At 44.2% G+C, this 18,521-nt stretch carries 16 protein-coding genes; 11 read left to right on the top strand and 5 right to left on the bottom strand.

Translation table 11 applies throughout. The features are described from left to right. Window positions 1-255: 255 nt before the first annotated feature. Together L0P88_RS08680 and L0P88_RS08675 are read left to right on the top strand one after the other, a co-directional pair. Window positions 256-1,242 carry a ribonucleotide-diphosphate reductase subunit beta gene (locus L0P88_RS08680; protein WP_247134202.1) on the top strand — a complete coding sequence of 329 codons (987 nt, stop codon included), beginning with the start codon at window positions 256-258 and terminating at the stop codon, window positions 1,240-1,242. Between the two features lie 121 nt (window positions 1,243-1,363). Beyond that, the gene (locus tag L0P88_RS08675) at window positions 1,364-3,841 is read left to right on the top strand and encodes a ribonucleoside-diphosphate reductase subunit alpha (protein ID WP_247134201.1); all 2,478 of its coding nucleotides are present in this window, start codon (window positions 1,364-1,366) and stop codon (window positions 3,839-3,841) included. A gap of 270 nt (window positions 3,842-4,111) precedes the next feature. Here the strand turns inward: L0P88_RS08675 and L0P88_RS08670 are convergent, their stop codons facing one another. Both L0P88_RS08670 and L0P88_RS08665 read right to left on the bottom strand, forming a co-directional pair. Continuing rightward, window positions 4,112-4,765, bottom strand: coding sequence for a gluconate 2-dehydrogenase subunit 3 family protein (locus tag L0P88_RS08670; protein WP_247134200.1), 654 nt, complete (start codon window positions 4,763-4,765; stop codon window positions 4,112-4,114). 1 nt (window position 4,766) lies between these two features. After that, on the bottom strand, window positions 4,767-6,485 hold the full coding sequence (locus L0P88_RS08665) for a GMC oxidoreductase (RefSeq protein ID WP_247134199.1): 1,719 nt from the start codon (window positions 6,483-6,485) through the stop codon (window positions 4,767-4,769). A gap of 143 nt (window positions 6,486-6,628) precedes the next feature. Between L0P88_RS08665 and L0P88_RS08660 the strand changes: the two genes are divergently transcribed. From L0P88_RS08660 to L0P88_RS08645, 4 genes are all read left to right on the top strand, one after another. Continuing rightward, the gene (locus L0P88_RS08660) at window positions 6,629-7,627 is read left to right on the top strand and encodes a sugar phosphate isomerase/epimerase family protein (RefSeq protein ID WP_247134198.1); all 999 of its coding nucleotides are present in this window, start codon (window positions 6,629-6,631) and stop codon (window positions 7,625-7,627) included. 13 nt (window positions 7,628-7,640) lie between these two features. Then, window positions 7,641-8,084, top strand: a complete 444-nt coding sequence (locus L0P88_RS08655; protein WP_247134197.1) for a DinB family protein — start codon at window positions 7,641-7,643, stop codon at window positions 8,082-8,084. A 15-nt stretch (window positions 8,085-8,099) separates the two neighbouring features. After that, a complete protein-coding gene (locus L0P88_RS08650) occupies window positions 8,100-9,329 on the top strand; it encodes an MFS transporter (protein WP_247134196.1) in 1,230 nt (409 codons plus the stop codon). 91 nt (window positions 9,330-9,420) lie between these two features. Further along, the gene (locus L0P88_RS08645) at window positions 9,421-10,557 is read left to right on the top strand and encodes a Gfo/Idh/MocA family protein (RefSeq protein ID WP_247134195.1); all 1,137 of its coding nucleotides are present in this window, start codon (window positions 9,421-9,423) and stop codon (window positions 10,555-10,557) included. A 76-nt stretch (window positions 10,558-10,633) separates the two neighbouring features. On the opposite strand, the gene L0P88_RS08640 is transcribed toward L0P88_RS08645, so the two are convergent. Next, entirely contained in the window at window positions 10,634-11,638 is a 1,005-nt protein-coding gene (locus L0P88_RS08640; RefSeq protein WP_247134194.1) for an alpha/beta fold hydrolase, read from the bottom strand. Between the two features lie 208 nt (window positions 11,639-11,846). On the opposite strand from L0P88_RS08640, the gene L0P88_RS08635 reads away from it, so the two are divergent. Beyond that, a complete protein-coding gene (locus L0P88_RS08635; RefSeq protein WP_247134193.1) occupies window positions 11,847-12,977 on the top strand; it encodes a sensor histidine kinase in 1,131 nt (376 codons plus the stop codon). Beyond that, the gene (locus tag L0P88_RS08630) at window positions 12,974-13,672 is read left to right on the top strand and encodes a LytR/AlgR family response regulator transcription factor (RefSeq protein WP_247134192.1); all 699 of its coding nucleotides are present in this window, start codon (window positions 12,974-12,976) and stop codon (window positions 13,670-13,672) included. Before L0P88_RS08635 ends, L0P88_RS08630 begins: the two co-directional genes overlap by 4 nt. A gap of 22 nt (window positions 13,673-13,694) precedes the next feature. Here L0P88_RS08630 and L0P88_RS08625 read toward each other — a convergent pair whose 3' ends face one another. Together L0P88_RS08625 and L0P88_RS08620 are read right to left on the bottom strand one after the other, a co-directional pair. After that, window positions 13,695-14,159: an ASCH domain-containing protein gene (locus L0P88_RS08625; protein WP_247134191.1), complete on the bottom strand. Its 465-nt coding sequence runs from the start codon at window positions 14,157-14,159 to the stop codon at window positions 13,695-13,697. A gap of 12 nt (window positions 14,160-14,171) precedes the next feature. After that, window positions 14,172-15,878, bottom strand: coding sequence for a GMC oxidoreductase (locus L0P88_RS08620; protein ID WP_247134190.1), 1,707 nt, complete (start codon window positions 15,876-15,878; stop codon window positions 14,172-14,174). A gap of 121 nt (window positions 15,879-15,999) precedes the next feature. Between L0P88_RS08620 and L0P88_RS08615 the strand changes: the two genes are divergently transcribed. The 3 genes from L0P88_RS08615 to L0P88_RS08605 are packed head-to-tail and all read left to right on the top strand — an operon-like array spanning window position 16,000 to window position 18,480. Then, window positions 16,000-17,052: a sugar phosphate isomerase/epimerase family protein gene (locus L0P88_RS08615; RefSeq protein WP_247134189.1), complete on the top strand. Its 1,053-nt coding sequence runs from the start codon at window positions 16,000-16,002 to the stop codon at window positions 17,050-17,052. Further along, the gene (locus L0P88_RS08610; RefSeq protein WP_247134188.1) at window positions 17,049-17,693 is read left to right on the top strand and encodes a DUF1080 domain-containing protein; all 645 of its coding nucleotides are present in this window, start codon (window positions 17,049-17,051) and stop codon (window positions 17,691-17,693) included. Before L0P88_RS08615 ends, L0P88_RS08610 begins: the two co-directional genes overlap by 4 nt. 1 nt (window position 17,694) lies before the next feature. Then, entirely contained in the window at window positions 17,695-18,480 is a 786-nt protein-coding gene (locus L0P88_RS08605; RefSeq protein WP_247134187.1) for a DUF1080 domain-containing protein, read from the top strand. Window positions 18,481-18,521: the final 41 nt, after the last annotated feature.

The following is an 18,521-nucleotide window of genomic DNA, read 5'->3' as shown; positions in this document are numbered from 1 at the left end:
GGTATGTTTTTTATACGTTTTGGTCTTTTTTATTTTATTGCTTTTTTGTTGAAAATCCGAAAGTTAGGTGGATTTAAGGCAATGCCGGATTGTGCCTGCCTAAAAACTACATTTCAACAACTGGTGTTAAAAACTTTACAAGCGTTTTGCTTAAACAAACTTTACTCGTAAGCGACATTTTCCAATCTTTGTTAGTCAGTACCGCAAGGTAATTTTCATTCAAACATACTAAACACCTTAAAAAACAGCATACTTATGTCCACTGCCATTGAGCCTATATTGGAAGAAAATGAAGATAGATTTGTAATTTTTCCCATTAAACACCACGATTTGTGGGAATGGTACAAAAAATGTGAGGCTTGTTTTTGGACAGCGGAAGAAATTGATCTGCACCAGGATTTAACGGATTGGAATACAAAATTGAGCGACGATGAGCGTTATTTTATAAAGCACATTCTGGCCTTCTTTGCCGCTTCGGATGGTATTGTTAATGAGAATTTAGCGGAAAACTTTGTAAACGAAGTGCAATATTCAGAGGCTAAATTTTTCTATGGTTTCCAAATAATGATGGAAAATATCCACTCAGAAACGTATTCCCTTTTAATAGATACCTATGTAAAGGATGAAAAGGAAAAGAATGTCCTTTTCAAGGCCATTGAGAACTTTCCTGCCATCAAGAAAAAAGCGGATTGGGCTTTGCGCTGGATAGAATCCCCAAGCTTTGCTGAACGTTTAATTGCTTTCGCCGCTGTGGAAGGGATTTTCTTTTCGGGCGCGTTCTGTTCCATTTTCTGGCTCAAGAAAAGGGGGTTGATGCCCGGACTGACATTTTCAAATGAGCTGATTTCCAGGGACGAGGGGATGCACTGTGACTACGCTGTTCACCTGCACAACAAGCATTTGGTCAATAAAGTGCCAAAAGAACGAATTACGGAAATCATTGTGGACGCCCTGAACATAGAAAGGGAGTTCATTACAGAATCCCTTCCCGTTAGCTTAATTGGCATGAATGCCAAATTGATGACGCAATATTTAGAGTTTGTCACCGATAGGCTATTGGTTGAATTGGAGTGCGAGAAGGTGTATAACGCCACCAATCCATTCGACTTCATGGACATGATTTCGTTGCAAGGAAAGACCAATTTCTTTGAAAAACGGGTTTCGGAATACCAAAAGGCCGGTGTTTTGAATAAGGAGAAAGACACGGATTCCCAGAAAATCAGCTTCGACGCTGATTTCTAAAGCACACAGCGCGCAGTACCCCTAACCCCAAAAGGGAGTGCCGTTTTTTGTTGCCAAATCAACAGGGGAACCGCCTACTGTTTGGGTATAAAAAAATGTATCACTTGTTAAAGTATAAAAAATGTTTGTAGTTAAAAGGGACGGAAGAAAGGAACCAATAATGTTTGATAAGATCACGGCCCGGGTCAGAAAGCTGTGCTATGGTCTGAACAGTCTTGTGGATCCCGTAAAGGTAGCCATGCGTGTCATAGAAGGGCTATATGATGGGGTGACCACCTCGGAGTTGGACAATCTGGCCGCAGAGATTGCCGCCACCATGACCACCACCCATCCGGACTATGCGAAATTGGCCGCCCGTATTTCCGTTTCCAACCTACATAAGAACACCAAAAAATCCTTTTCCGAAACCATGAAGGATTTGTACGAATATGTAAATCCACGTACGGGAAAAAAAGCACCGCTGCTTTCGGATGAGGTGTATCAGGTAATCTCCGAAAATGCGGACAAGTTGGATTCCACCATTATTTACAACCGCGATTTTGGATATGATTATTTCGGTTTTAAGACCCTGGAGCGTTCCTACCTTCTAAAGCTCAATGGAAAAATAGCGGAAAGGCCCCAACATATGTTAATGCGTGTGGCAGTTGGTATTCATTTGAACGATTTGGACTCAGCACTGGAAACCTATGAACTGATGTCCAAAAAGTACTTCACACATGCCACTCCAACACTATTCAATTCGGGTACGCCAAAACCCCAAATGTCGTCTTGTTTCCTACTGGCCATGAAGGAGGATAGTATTGATGGTATTTATGATACCTTGAAGCAGACCGCCAAAATTTCCCAGTCCGCTGGAGGAATAGGGCTTTCCATCCATAATATCAGGGCAACGGGATCCTATATTGCCGGGACCAATGGTACATCCAATGGCATTGTCCCCATGCTTAGGGTCTTTAATGACACTGCCCGTTATGTGGATCAAGGTGGAGGAAAACGCAAAGGGAGTTTTGCCATTTATGTCGAGCCTTGGCATGCGGATATTTTTGAATTTTTGGATCTGAAGAAAAACCACGGTAAGGAAGAGATGCGCGCCCGGGATCTGTTCTACGCCATGTGGATTCCGGATCTGTTCATGAAAAGGGTAGAGGCCGACGGGGAATGGACCTTAATGTGCCCCAATGAGTGTCCTGGATTGTTCAGCAACCACAGTGAGGAGTTTGAGGCATTGTACACTACCTATGAGGCCAAGGGAAAAGGAAGAAAAACGATCAAAGCAAGGGATTTATGGGAAAAAATCCTGGAATCCCAAATAGAGACGGGAACCCCTTATATGCTCTATAAAGATGCGGCCAATCGAAAGAGCAATCAAAAGAACCTGGGAACCATCCGTTCTTCAAACCTATGTACGGAGATTCTGGAATATACCTCTCCCGATGAGGTGGCCGTATGTAATTTGGCATCCATTGCGTTGCCCATGTTCGTTAAAAATGGACAATTTGACCATAAGGAACTGTTCAAGGTCACCAAAAGGGTCACCAAAAACCTAAATAGGGTCATCGATCGAAATTACTACCCGGTTGAGGAGGCCAAAAATTCCAATATGCGCCACCGACCCATTGGATTGGGCGTTCAAGGCCTGGCGGATGCATTTATCATGCTCCGTTTGCCCTTTACAAGCGATGAGGCCAAAAAACTGAATCAAGAAATTTTTGAAACCTTGTACTATGCTGCGGTAAGCGCCTCCATGGAGGAAGCAAAAACCGAAGGGGCCTATTCCTCTTATAAGGGCTCTCCTATGGCAGAAGGGGAATTCCAGCATAACCTTTGGGGAATAAAGGATGAAGAACTTTCCGGAAGATGGGATTGGGCCAAGTTGCGAAAAGAGGTAAAAAAACATGGGGTGCGGAACTCATTGTTGGTCGCTCCAATGCCAACGGCCTCTACTTCCCAAATTCTAGGAAACAACGAATGTTTTGAACCCTACACCTCCAATATTTATACCAGAAGGGTGCTTTCTGGGGAGTTCATTGTAGTGAACAAACATCTTTTGGAAGATTTGGTCAAACTTGGTCTTTGGAACGATGGTTTGAAACAGGAACTCATGAGGGCCAACGGCTCCATTCAACATATTGATGGTATTCCAGAGGATATCAAGGAATTGTACAAAACGGTTTGGGAACTCAGTATGAAGGATATCATAGACATGAGCCGTCAAAGGGGATATTTCATAGACCAAAGCCAGTCATTGAACCTATTCATGGAAAATGCCAACTACGCCAAACTGACCTCCATGCATTTTTATGCCTGGAAGAGCGGATTAAAAACAGGAATGTATTATTTAAGGACCAAAGCGGCAGTGGATGCCATCAAATTTACTTTGGATAACACCAAAAAGAAAGAGGTTCCCATAAGTGTGGCGGCGGAAGCCGAGGTTGAAGCGGCCAATCCCAAGGCAGCCACTAATCTAAAAGTACAGGCAACCCCTGTTGCGCAGCAAGAAGTTGATGTTCAGCCAATGACCGAAGCAGAGATGGCGGCATTGATAGCGAGGGCCAAAGAAGGACAGGCCGATGATGACTGTCTCATGTGCGGTTCTTAGCAACTTAAAGAAAATGGGCGGTCCAATCATCTATTGGATGTCCATTTAAGTGATAGTGTTTATTTAATCAAGGCACCCCGGAATGGTATTCTTTTTGGGGTGTTTTTTATTACCTGTCCCAAGAGGTTGTCTAAAAAGTCTATATTCGTGTCTTTTCGAGCGCAGTCGAGAAAATTAAACCTTTGAATATCAATGCATTTCTACTGTGCTCAATGTGATATTTCAGTATTGTTGCGACTTTTTGGACACCCTCAACCATTCAATTGCTTTTTAAAGGGACCAGGCCTTTCCCTGTGTAAGCTCATCCACATCCCCACAGGCAATATACTCCCCGGGAATTGGTAAATAAACCAAAACTTCCTCACCAATATATTCCGAGTTTTTATAGGACCAAATAGCCATTTCCCTTACATTTCCCGCAAAGGTGTAACAAGCAACAGTGTCATCCAATACCGCTTCCGAACCGGACATCTTGGCCTCCATATATGCGCCAATGGCCTTTTCATGGGTTTCCTCTTCGGCATCGGATCGCTTGGCAAGATAGTTGTTCAGAAGGGGCTCAAAATCCCCTTCCTCAATATCCCTTAGGTTATCCTTGCCAGATTCACTCAACAATTTGTCCATGAACTTGTCCATTAGGAGTTTGGTGAATTCCTGCTGTTCCTTGGGGAGCACCTCGTTGGCATACCGATCAATGAACAGGTGTACACCGACCTCAGTTGCGGAAGGGGTATCTGTTTTTGGAAGCAGGACATCTACCATTTGGGCCAAGGCGTAACCTTGGTCACTATCAAAAAACGAAGGGACCCACGCTGCATAGGATGGTTTTTCCTTGCAGGACTGTAATACGCTCAATAAGGCTGGAGTGGCAGCTGCATAACCGAATGCCATTCCCATATTTTTAAGTGCCGATCTTCGTTTCATATCAAATAGTTCCTTTTTTTAGTTCCTGGGCGGCATGGTTGGCGGCCCTGGCCGAAAAAGCCATATAGGTCAAAGATGGGTTCACGCATGCGGCAGAAGTCATAAATGCCCCATCCGTTACATAAACATTTTTACACGCATGTACTTGATTGTATGCGTTTAGGACCGAAGTTTTTGGATCACGTCCCATCCGTGCAGTTCCCATTTCATGGATTCCAAGACCCAGCCCTCCAGGGTCATCGAACGGTTCCACATCACGCAGCCCTGCCTTGGTAAGCATTTCAACCGCCTGTTCCTTCATATCCTCGCGCATTTTCCATTCATTTTCCTTGAAATCGGCATCAAAGGTCACCGTGGGCAAACCCCATTGATCCAGTTTGTCATAATCCATGGTCATGCGGTTGTCCTCATAGGGCAATACTTCCCCAAATCCTCCCATACCAAAAGTCCAACCTCCAGGTTTTAGGATGGCATCCTTCAATTCCTTGCCATGGGACACTTCTGCGATGATGTCTTCCCAGTTCCCCCTACTGGCCCCACCTTGGTATCCATAACCCCTAAGAAACTTATCCGTATTGGAAGCTCCCCCAATGTTTCGGAACCTGGGAACGTAAATACCTGCAGGTTTTCTTCCTTTGTAATAGTTGTCCTCAAAACCGTCAAATTTCCCTGCAGCACCTACACCCAAATGGTGGTCCATAATGTTCCTTCCCAACTGATCGGAATCATTTCCCAAACCATCCGGAAACCTGTCGGATTTGGACTGCATCAAAATAGCTGTGGATGCAATGGCCGATGCACATAGGAAAATGACCTTTGCCTTAAATTCAAATTCCTCCTTGGTAATCCTGTCAATAACCTTTACTCCGGTGGCTTTTTTGGTATTGGGGTCATAGATGACCTGATGCACAATGGAATCCGGCCTTAATGTCATATTACCGGTTGCTTCGGCCGCTGGTAAGGTAGAGGATAGGCTACTGAAATAGGCGCCGAAAGGACATCCCCTAATACAACGGTTTCTAAATTGGCAACGTATTCTTCCATTTCCCTCAAAACGTTTGTCACTGTTAATATGTGCCACACGCCCAGCGGTCATTACCCGGCCATTAAAGTGTTCCGCAATCTTTTCGCGGACATGTTGTTCCACGCAGTTCAGCTCCATCATGGGTTCAAAAACGCTGTCGGGAAGCTGGGGAAGGCCCAAGGCTTCTCCCGAGATGCCTACGTAGCGTTCAACATGGGCATACCAAGGGGCAATGTCCTTATAACGCAATGGCCAATCAACGGCAATTCCCTCCTTTTTGTTTGCTTCAAAATCAATGTCGCTCCATCGGTAACTCTGCCGACCCCACATTAAGGAACGTCCACCAACATGGTAACCGCGCATCCAATCAAAGCGCCTGGTCTCGTTATAAGGATGGTCCAGGTCATTTACAAACCAGTGTTTGGCATCTGCTCTGGTCGTATAACCGGTACGGTTTTGTTTTCCCTGTTTTTTCAGGTCTTCCTGTGTAGGTTGGCCGCCATTGGGGAAATCCCAAGGGTCCATTTTTGCCGTTTTATAGTCATCGCGGTGTTTCACCATCCTCCCACGTTCCAGAACCAAGGTCTTTAAGCCGTTCCCGCATAATTCCTTTGCCGCCCATCCACCACTTATGCCGGTTCCGACCACAATTGCATCATAGGATTCCTGTTCCTCGTTGTAATAGAATTTACTCATTTAAAATGCCATTGTTTAATTCCTAAATGTATCAAATATTAAATTAATTTTCTACATTTAAACCTTAGGGTAATTAAGAAATCCACACTATAACGTTGTAGTAAACGTCAATTCCGTAACACTAAGAAATTCAAACCGAATCAATGAAAAGAAGAAAATTTATCAATCAATCCGCAACCATGGGAACAGGAGTGCTCCTATTCGGTTCCTTTGCCTGTAAGCAAGCAAAGAAAGAAACAGAAATCACTATGGCGGAAGAGAAAGCCACGATGGAATCCCCAGAGCTGTTTTTTAAACTTTCCCTGGCGCAATGGTCCATCAATAAAATGATTAGGGAAGACGGCGTAGATCCGTACACCTTTGCAGAAAAGGCAAAGGCATGGGGGTTTACCGGTCTTGAATATGTCAGCGGATTGTACTATCCGGAACTGGAAAAAGAGGATTTTTCTGAAGCCGCCATGAACGCTTTCGTGGAAAAAAGCAATGCGGAAGCCAAAAAGCACGGTTTGGAAAACCTGCTCATTATGATTGATGGCCAAGGCAACCTGGCTGCGGCCGATGAAGCAGAGCGAATTGCGGCAGTGGAGAACCATTATAAATGGGTGGATGCTGCCCAAGCCATGGGATGTCATTCCATTAGGGTCAACCTTAGTGGAAGTAAGGAACAAGAAGAATGGATGAACGCCTCAATTGATGGGCTGACCAAATTGGCGACCTATGCCCAACCCAAAAACATCAATATTATCGTTGAAAACCATGGTGGACTTTCTTCAAACGGAGCCCTTTTGGCCAAAGTTATGGAACAAGTAAACATGGAGAATTGTGGTACCCTGCCCGATTTTGGCAATTTTTGCATTGAACGGGACAAGGACGATTGGACCAAATGTTTGGAAGAATACGACAGGTACCAGGGAATGGCAGAGCTCATGCCTTTTGCCAAGGCGGTAAGTGCCAAATCCCATGATTTTGATGAAAATGGCAATGAGAAGCATACGGATTATTCCAAAGTGCTCCAATTGGTCAAGGATGCGGGGTACAAAGGATACATAGGAGTGGAATATGAAGGGAGAGGGCTTAGTGAGGAAGAAGGGATCATTGCCACCCGCGATTTGCTGATCAAGGCAGGTAAAGCGATGTCATAAACCTTGTTTGCCAATGCGCTCATTGTTCCATCAACTCTTTGATTACAACTTCTATTGCAACAGAAAGCTCATTGAACGAGCCGTTGCCCTAAAGAAGTTCCCTGAAAAAAGCCAAGGGCTGTTCAGTCATATTTTGAACACCCATCATATTTGGAATAAAAGGGTATTGGATGAAGATTGGGAATATGGGGTTTGGCAGGTCCATGACATAAAGAATTGGGAAGAGATCCACTATGAGAACCAAAGAACGACCTTCGAAATTATCACAAATACGGATGATTTTGCCAAGCGGATAGATTACAAGACAACGGAAGGGAGGATATTTGCCAATGAACTAAAGGACGTTTTGTTCCACATCATCAATCATTCTACCCACCATAGGGGACAAATAGCTGCTGATTTTAGAAAAAATAAGATTGTACCGGAGCAACTGGATTATATCTTTTACAAAAGATGATTGTTAGTATATTCCATGAGGCCCGTCGTTAAATTTCAGTTGTCCTTTATGATGTTCCTCGAATTTTTTATTTGGGGAGGGTGGTTCGTGACCTTGGGCACTTTTTTAGGCGATAACCTAAATGCTACCGGAAGTGAAATTGCCCAAGCATTTTCAACGCAATCCTGGGGTGCCATTATTGCCCCTTTTATTATTGGCTTGATTGCCGATCGCTATTTTAATGCGGAACGGATATTGGGCGTTCTCCATCTTTTTGGGGCATTTTTAATGTACCAAATGTATGGGGCACCGAACTTTTTGGTTTTCTATCCCTATGTACTGGGTTATATGGTCCTCTATATGCCGACTTTGGCATTGGTAAATTCAATTGCATTCAACCAAATGAAAGACCCTGCAAAGGAGTTTTCCCCGATCAGGGTGTTTGGGACCATGGGTTGGATCATTGCCGGATTGACCATCAGTTATGTGTTTGTCTGGGATTCTTCCGAAGCCAGGGCAGCCGGAATGTTGAAAAATACTTTTTTAATGGTGGGTGTTGCTTCGGCCATTTTGGGCCTGTTTAGTTTTACGCTGCCCAAGACCCCACCCCGAATATCCAAAGAGGGAAAAATCAACCTCTCCGGATTATTGGGATTGGACGCATTAAAGCTTTTAAAGGATAGGAACTTCCTGGTATTTTTTATCTCTTCGGTGTTGATTTGTATTCCACTGGCCTTTTATTATCAGAATGCAAATCCTTTTTTATCGGAAATTGGAATGAACAACCCAACAGGAAAAATGACCATTGGACAGATTTCCGAAGTGCTTTTTATGCTATTGCTCTCCTGGTTCTTTACGAAATATGGCTTTAAAAAAACCGTTTTGGCGGGAATGCTGGCCTGGGTGGTGCGGTACTTTCTTTTCGCCTACGGAAATGCAGGGGGGCTCGCCTTTATGTTGATCATTGGAATTGCCCTTCACGGTATTTGTTATGATTTCTTTTTTGTGTCCGGTCAAATTTATACGGACACCAAGGCTGGGGAAAAGTATAAAAGTGCCGCCCAGGGATTGATTACTCTGGCGACCTATGGCGTAGGGATGCTCATTGGGTTTTGGATTGCCGGAAGGATTGCGGATGCCTATCTCCTGGAAAGTGGAACACACGCCTGGGAAACCATTTGGATATATCCGGGGTTATTTGCCGCTGTTGTCTTTGTGTTGTTCGTTTTAGTGTTTAAGAACGAAAAAATAGCGTATCGGGAATAGGGAAAATGGACCGGAATTATTTTATTGATTAAGTCAAATAGGATATCACAAAAAGAAAATCAAAAGAAATAGAAGTATAAATTAAAGAAATATGCCAAAAAAAATTAGACTTGGAATTTTAGGAGGAGGGGGAGATTCCCTAATAGGAGTATTACATCGTGTTGCGGCCTATATCAATGACAACTATGAAATAGTTGGGGCCGTTTTCAACCCCGATCATGGCAAGAGCATGGATTTTGCCAAGGAATTGGACATTCCCCTCAATCGTATTTATAAGGATTTTGATACGTTGATCGAGGAAGAAGGTAAGCTTCCGGAAGAGGAACGGATGCAGGTGTGTTCTGTCCAGACCCCAAATTTCCTGCACTTTCCCATGGCAAAGAAACTATTGGACAATGGATTTCATGTCATCTGTGAAAAACCCATGACCATGGATTATGCAGAGGCCAAAGCACTTGAGGAAGCCCATCAAAAATCAGGAAAGGTATTTGCCCTCACCCATACGTATACCGGTTATCCCATGGTTCGTCAAATGCGGCAGATGATAAAGGATGGCGCATTGGGGAAAATCCATAAAGTAGATGCCAGATACTATCAAGGGTGGATCAATCCCATTATTCACAATGAGGAACAACGGTCGGCCGTATGGCGGTTGGATCCCAAAAAAGCGGGCATCAGTTCCTGTATGGGGGATATAGGGGTACATGCTTTTAACCTTTTGGAGTTTACCACAGGCCTTAAGGTGAAGTCGCTCCTGTGTGATTTCAACTACATGTATGATGATAACCAAATGGATGTGGATGGTACTGTTTTGGTCCGATTGGACAAACATGTCAAAGGGGTCATACGCGCCAGCCAAGTGGCGACAGGGGAAGAAAATGGACTGGCCATTCGTATTTACGGTGAAAAAGGAGGATTTGTTTGGGAACAGGAGAATCCCAATTACCTGTATTATTTTGTTGAAGGGAAACCACTTCAAGTATATAAACCCGGACATGCGTATAACTCAAAATTGTCATTGGATGGCACCAAATTACCGCCAGGACACCCAGAAGGGATATTTGACTCCATGGCCAATATCTATTTGGGTGCTGCTAAGGCGATACGTGGTGAAGCCTATGATGATGGGGAATTCCCAACCATGGAAGACGGTGTCCGGGGGATGAATTTTATAGAAAGTACGGTACATTCCCACAAACAGGGAAATGTCTGGATAGATTTGGATTAGCATATCCTTAGTCTCAAATACAACAATGGCCGCTTATGGCGGCCATTGTTGATTCGAGTGAAATTTTGTAATCCATTCAATACCCCAGGTCGCTTATAAAAGCAAGGATTTCCTCGCAGATGATATGGGCACTTTCCTTAAGGGAAAAAATGGTAATATGGCCCCCTTTTAGAAAAAAAACATTGCCGTTACTGGAGCGACTCGCCATCTCTTTTTGCATTTTGGCCCGTTCGGTTCGCAGGAAATCCGGATCAAAGCCCATTTTTCGAAGTAAGGGTTCATTCAGATTCGTGCCTGCAAACACCCGAATGGGTAGGCTATCGAATTTGCTGATAGTTCTGGATAGGTCTACCAAATCCTTATGTTTTTTTTCTTCCTTAATATAACCCCACAAATAGTTTCCATCCACCCAGTAGTCCCTGTACCCTTCAATGACCTCCTTAGGAAGGCCAGGTGCCCAAGCCAAGGGTCTTTTTGCGAAACGACCGTGTAAATTCAAGATACCCAAATCGCCGGCAACGGCACCTAAATAGTACAAAGGTCTCAAGTAGCTCGGAGAGTGGGGAAGTTTTAACCGCTCACTTTCGTCAGGATGGGGAGCGTCCAAAAAAGCCATTCCAACAACCTCGTTTGGGTACATTTGTTTAAAGACGCGAATGTAATGGCCACCATAGGAATGTCCCGCTAGAATATAGGGTGGTTTTTCACCTGAATTCTCCAACAACCGGTGCAATTCCTCGGCTATGGTTTCTGGATTTCTGGGTCGATTACTAAACTCACTATAACCTATCCCCGCGCGATCATAGCGAACTACCCGAATACTGTCTTTGAGCAATTCCCCCAACCAATAATAGTATTCACTGGGTGCTCCTGCCCCCGATTCAATGACCAAGGTCGGTTTGTGGTTTCTTTCACCCACAGCGTTGATATGAAGTTTAAAACTACCAATATCCACAAGTTGACCCGGCGGTTTAGGTTCGGGAGTCAGAAGTCTTGACGTCAACCCTGTGAGTATCAATAGCAACAAAAGGGACCCTAAAGAGATTCCAATCCACTTTAAAATTTTCTTGACTGTTTTCATGATGGTGGTTTTTGAAAATACATTCCAAACATAATTTTCCCATTCTTTGATGGCAATTAAATAGGATGAACCTAAGGAATGGTGTTTTACATGAGACCGAAATATGGACGAACTGAATTGGACAGGAAAATGAAAGGGTTTGACAACAAAAGCCTTGTGTTGGTCAAAATAGATGGTTCCCGGTCATGGTGATTACTATTTTTGTTTTATGCAATGGTTTCTTCCAAAAGACTATAAGATTCTTCTCTTAAGCGGATTGATTACTGCCGGTTTAACACTTTTACTGGTTCAACTGGGATATGTGATTTTGGATTCAGGCGGTATGGGGAAACCCCTTTTTGTGCTAATCAACGTTCTGGGCCTATCGATAACCTTGTACATCTTTTATTTTTTATTGATCAGGTATCCTATGTATCAAGTACTTGGAGTCATCGGTTTATTGGTTATAGCTGCACTGGCGGAACACTTTCTTCATATCAGTGAGAATCCCATTACCGTTCCATTTATCATCTTGTTTTGGCTGGCGGTGGCCTATCTGATTCTTCCACAGTTTTTTAGGAAATATTGGATGGGCATTCTTTTGGCATATGGTATGATTATAGCCTATTATTTTTTCAGTTTCATTTCAGCAACCGATTATGGAGGGGATGATCGTGCAAACTTTGCGAAATATATGCTGCTGCCAATTCCGGTGTTTGTGGCGCTGTGGATATATGAGCAATGGCGTTGGGTACAAAATTTAAAGGCGGACAGGACAAAGGCCGAACTCACTTTGCTACAAAGCCAGGTAAACCCACATTTCTTCTTTAACACGCTCAACAATTTATACGGATTGATCATAGAGAAGTCCCCCCAAGCCCCGGATGTGGTGCTGAAGCTATCCGATATGATGCGCTATACCATTGATATGGGGAAGGAAGATAAAGTCAGCATTAGGGATGAGGTCAATTTTTTGGAAAACTATATTGCGCTGCATAAAATCCGCTATCAGAAAAATGTGGATATCCAATTTGACCATGAGGTGGATACGGACATTCAGGTAGCTCCCTTACTTTTTATCAATTTACTGGAAAATGCATTCAAGCATGGGGTGGAACCCCTAACGGAGAATGCCTACATCCATCTAAGTTTGAGAACCATACAGAATCGAGTCGTGTTTAAGATTGCCAACAATTATGAAACCGATGCATCCAACACTAAGAATGGAACAGGTTTGGATAATCTTAAAAAACGGTTGGAACATGCTTATCCCAATAGGTACGAATTATCGATGGACAAAACGGAAACCATGTACGCGGTACATCTAAGCTTATTGTTGAATATAACTGCTGCCGGATGACAAGATATGTGATCATAGATGACGAACCCATTGCCCACCGAATAATTGAGGGCTATTGCGAGGAATTACCATACCTGCAAAAAGCGGGCAATGCCTACAACGTATTTCAAGCCTCCGAAATACTGTCGCAGCAAAAAGTGGATTTGGTTTTTTTGGATATCAACATGCCCAAAATGACGGGTTTTGAATGGTTGAAGACAGTTTCCAATCCTCCAGGGATCATCGTGACCTCAGCGTATAAGGAATATGCTTTGGAAGGATACGAATTGGACATTTTGGACTATCTGCTGAAACCATTTTCCTTGGTACGTTTTTTAAAGGCCATTAATAAGGTCAATGGCCCCCAAAAAGAAGAAATTAAGCGCACCAATCCTGTTAGTGAAGAACTCGGCAGTATTTTTCTAAGGGGGGATAAAGCGCACCATCAAATCCACCTACAAGACATTTTATTCGTTGAGGCTTACGGCAATTATGTAAAGGTCTTTTTTAAAGCGGAAATGAAAGTAAGCCATCAGAAAATATCAACCCTGGAAGATTTACTTCCAAAAGGCAGGTTTATACGGGTCCATAAATCATTTATAGTGTCTTTGGACAAAATTGAACAAATTCAAGGGAACCAAGTTTTCATCGATAGGCACAAAATTCCCATAGGCCAGACCTATCGAAATAAGATTAGAGATTTGTTGGGCGGGTGATTACGCTTTGGAAGCTTCCGATCTATCGGTCAAACACCTTTTCAAAGCGTTCAAAAACGACAATCATACTTTCCAGTGGTTTTTTCCCAAAAGTGGCAAGTTCACGGGTATAGTATTCCCAATGGACCTTTTTCCAGTATTCCAAACTCTTATCGCCCTCTCCCTCCAAACGGGCATGCTCTGCATGTATGGCAAAGTAGGGAATCAATTTTACCGAGGTAGTTCGGATAATGCATTTTGCTTTTCCCTTCCAGTCGGTAACCACAAAAAAGTCGCCAATTTTGGGTAAGGGTTCATTTCGTTGTTGTAGTCCCAATAAGGAGTGTGAAGTGGCCCTTTTGATGTCTTTTAGGACCAAACCTACCAGGGTATTGGCGTCTTTTTCATTATCTCCAAAATAACCTACCTGTGGTGCGGGCTCATTGGCAAACTCTAAATGGGCATCCAAAAAATCACCCCAAAGACTGCGTGCAGAAGCATTTTCCATACAAAGACAATATTAAGAAAATTTACCAAGTTTGAGCTGTTCCGCAGCATGATTTGCTGCCCTGGCGGTAAAGGCCATATACGTTAATGAAGGGTTCACACAACTTGCCGAAGTCATAAAGGCCCCATCCGTTACATAAACGTTGGGGACATCGTGCAATTGATTGTGTTTGTTGGTGACGGAGGTTCTTGGGTTCCATCCCATACGGGCGCCCCCCATCTCATGGATTCCCAATCCGGGGCCTGTGTCATTTTCGTACACATGGACGTCCCTAAAACCGGCCGATCGTAACATTTTGGCGGCTTCTTCCTTAATGGTTTCCCGCATACGGTATTCATTTTGTTTGAATTCCACATCAAAATCCAACTGTGGCAGTCCCCATTGGTCTTTTTGGTCCTTGCTTAGGGAAACCCGGTTATCATGGTACGGTAACATTTCCCCAAACCCGGTCATCCCAATTTGCCAACCTCCTGGTTTTAGAATGGCCTCTTTCAAGGCTTTTCCATAGCCCATTTCAGCAACCATCTCCGACCAATTTTGACGACTTGCACCCCCTTGATAGCCAAAACCCCTTAAAAACGTTGTTCGTTTGGTCTTTTCGTCCAAATTCACAAAACGGGGAATATAAAATCCATTGGGCCTTCGCCCTTTATAGTATTTATCCAGGTGACCATCCACTTTGGCGGAAGCCCCCAGTTGATAGTGGTGATCCATAACATTACGCCCCAATTGGTCATGGTTGTTCCCCATTCCATTGGGGAAGGTTTTGGACTTGGATTGCCATAAGATTCCCACGGAGGCCATTGCAGAAGCACATAGAAAGATAAGTTTTCCTTTAAACTCCATTTTTTCATGGGTTTCCGTATCGATTACCTTTACCCCGATGGCCTTTTTGGTGGTCTCATCATAAAGTACTTCATGGACAATGGAATTGGCCCGAAGCGTAAGGTTGCCTGTTCGTTCCGCGGCGGGCAAGGTAGATGAATTGCTACTGAAATACCCGCCAAAAGGGCACCCCCTCCAGCACCGATTGCGGTATTGGCATGGGCCCCTACCCTCAATTTGTGCGTTTTTGTCCGTAATGTTTGCCGTACGTCCAATGGTCAATACCCGCCCATCATCAAATTGTTCTGCCAAGGATTGTTGTAGTTCTTTTTCAACACAGTTCAATTCCATTGGTGGATGGAATTTGCCATCGGGCAATTGTTTCAGTCCAAGATGTTCACCACTGACCCCAATATATTGCTCAACGGTATCGTACCAGGGTGCAATATCCTTGTAACGCACCGGCCAATCCACAGCAATACCTTCCTTGAGGTTCGCCTCAAAATCCATGTCGCTCCATCGATAGCTTTGACGCCCCCATGTCAATGAACGCCCCCCAACATGGTAACCCCGTATCCAATCAAAGCGTTTGGTTTCCTGGTAGGGATGCTCCAGGTCGTTGACAAAAAAATGTTTTACATCCTCCCTTGGTGCCCACCCCACCCGTAATTGTTTGGGATATTCCTTTTTTTGTTCCCTATCCAGTTCCCCATGGTACTTGTAATCCCACGGGTCATCGTGCATGGTGGGATAATCCTGAACGTGCTTTACCATTCGACCACGTTCCAAAACCAAGGTTTTTAGGCCATTTTCACAAAGTTCCTTTGCGGCCCAGCCACCGGTAATTCCAGTACCTACAACAATGGCGTCATAGACGGTATTTGGATTTGCCATGAAATGCATTTTTAGTGTCGGAATCGCTATATTTATAGTAATCCGCAGACGGAAGGACGAAACGTATCCATCTGACTAAATATAGCGGAATAATCTGATAGTTAACCAATAAATATATGATATGAAGACGATAAAAGGACCTGCCGTCTTTTTGGCTCAATTTGTGGACAGTAACCCACCTTTCAATTCCTTGGAAGGGCTATGCGAATGGGCATCCGGTTTGGGCTATAAGGGCATTCAAATCCCTACATGGGAAAAATTCCTGATTGATTTGGATAAAGCGGCAGCGTCCCAGGACTATTGTGATGAACTTAAGGGCAAAATCAATTCCTACGGTCTGGAGATTACCGAATTGTCCACACACCTACAGGGACAGCTTGTGGCCGTACACCCTGCCTATGACATTATGTTTGATAATTTTGCTCCCGACGCATTAAAGGGAAAACCAAAAGAGCGTACTGCCTGGGCCGTGGAAACCGTTAAAAAGGCGGCCACGGCAAGTAGGAGATTGGGCATAAAGGCACATGCCACCTTTTCAGGAGCCTTGTTGTGGCATACCGCCCATCCCTGGCCCCAGCGACCACCCGGATTGGTGGAAATGGGTTTTGAGGAACTCGCCAACCGTTGGATGCCCATCCTAAACCATTTTGATGAAGAAGGTGTTGATGTTTGCTATGAAATACATCCGGGAGAGGATTTGCACGATGGGGATACTTTTGAGCGTTTTTTGGCAGCAACGGGCAACCACAAGCGGGTGAATATTTTGTATGACCCCAGCCATTTTGTACTGCAGCAACTGGATTACATTACCTACATAGACCATTATCATGAATTTATTAAATCCTTTCACGTAAAGGATTCCGAATTTAACCCAACAGGAAAAAAAGGGGCCTTTGGAGGCTATAACGATTGGGGGGACCGGGCTGGACGCTATCGTTCGCTCGGGGATGGACAAATTGATTTTAAAAGCATTTTTTCCAAACTGACGCAGTACGGATGTGATGTCTGGGCTGTAATGGAATGGGAATGTTGTATCAAGAGTCCAGAACAAGGGGCAAGGGAAGGGGCCAAGTTTATCGCCGATCATATTATTGAAGCAACCCAAAAAACCTTTGATGATTTTGCAGGTGCGGCGATTGATAAGGAACAACTAAGGAAAATTTTAGGGCTGTGACAAAGGAACACGATGAATGGGAAGTGCTATTTGATGGTACCTCCTTTGATGGATGGCATTTTTACAATGGTGGGGCGGTTACCGAACCATGGGAATTGGAACAAGGCGCAATGGTGTTTTATCCCCCTGAAAACAGACCTGACGGACGGGGGTACAATATAGTCACGGACAAGGAATACACCAACTTTGTACTGTCTTTGGAATGGAAGGTTTCCGAAGGGGGCAACAGTGGTATTTTTTGGGGTGTTTTTGAGGACAAAAGATTTGTGCAACCCTACGAAACCGGACCGGAAATCCAAGTGTTGGACGATGACCGCCATCCGGATGCCAAAAATGGAACCACGCACCAGGCAGGTGCCCTTTATGATCTGGTCGCCCCATCCCAAAAAGCGGTAAAACCAGCAGGCGAATGGAACACGGTAGAATTGACCGTAGACCATAAAAGCAATGGGGGAAGGGTACTTCTTAATACGATAAAGATTATTGAATTTCCAGTGCATGGTGCTGCCTGGGACGCTATGGTCGCCAATTCAAAATTTGCCGATTGGGAAGGTTTTGGAACCTACCGAACGGGGAAGATAGGACTACAAGATCATGGGGATATCGTTGCTTACAGAAATATTAAAATTAAAGTGTTATAACATGAAGTTTTTTGTACCCATTGTATTGTTGTCCGTATTGGTTTCGTGCCAACAAAAAGTTACTGTCGAAAATTCGAAGATCAATGGGGAGGAAACCGTTCAGGAAGAACCCACCAAACCGGAAGCTACGGAGTTTTATGAGCCGGTGCCCCCCAAAGTTACCGTGGGTGAAAATGGTATCCCCAGTGATGCCATTATACTGTTCAATGGAAGTGATTTTGATGAATGGGTCAGTGCACGGGACAGTACGGCGGTACAGTGGCATTTGAACAAAGATGGCAGCATGACGGTTAAGGACAAAGCCGGGGACATCCAAACCAAACGAAATTTTGGGAGCGTGCAGTTGCACATCGAGTGGAAATCCCCAGCGGAGATTCAAGGCGAAGGCCAGAATAGGGGCAACAGCGGGGTATTTTTGCAAAGCAGGTATGAAGTGCAGGTGTTGGACAATAATGACAACAAAACCTATGTCAATGGCCAGGTAGGCTCCATTTACAAGCAATCCGTTCCTTTGGCCATGGCCTCCAGGCCCTCTGGGGAATGGAATACCTATGATATCCTTTTTCATGCCCCCGAGTTTGATGAATCCGGCACCAAAACCCAATCCGGGACCATAACCGTACTGCATAATGGGGTTTTGATACAGGACCATGTGGAGATTGAAGGTACAACGGAATATATCGGTTGGCCCAAAAACACTGCCCATGGACCAGCACCAATTAAATTGCAGGACCATCAGGACAATAGTAGGGTCAGTTATCGAAATATTTGGGTAAGGGAGTTGTAAATGTCAAACGAGGGCACTAATGGTCACTCCTTAATGGGTTG

This window comes from Muricauda sp. SCSIO 64092 (genome assembly GCF_023016285.1).
GTDB lineage: Bacteria > Bacteroidota > Bacteroidia > Flavobacteriales > Flavobacteriaceae > Croceivirga.
This window is presented reverse-complemented; position numbering and strand designations above follow the sequence as displayed.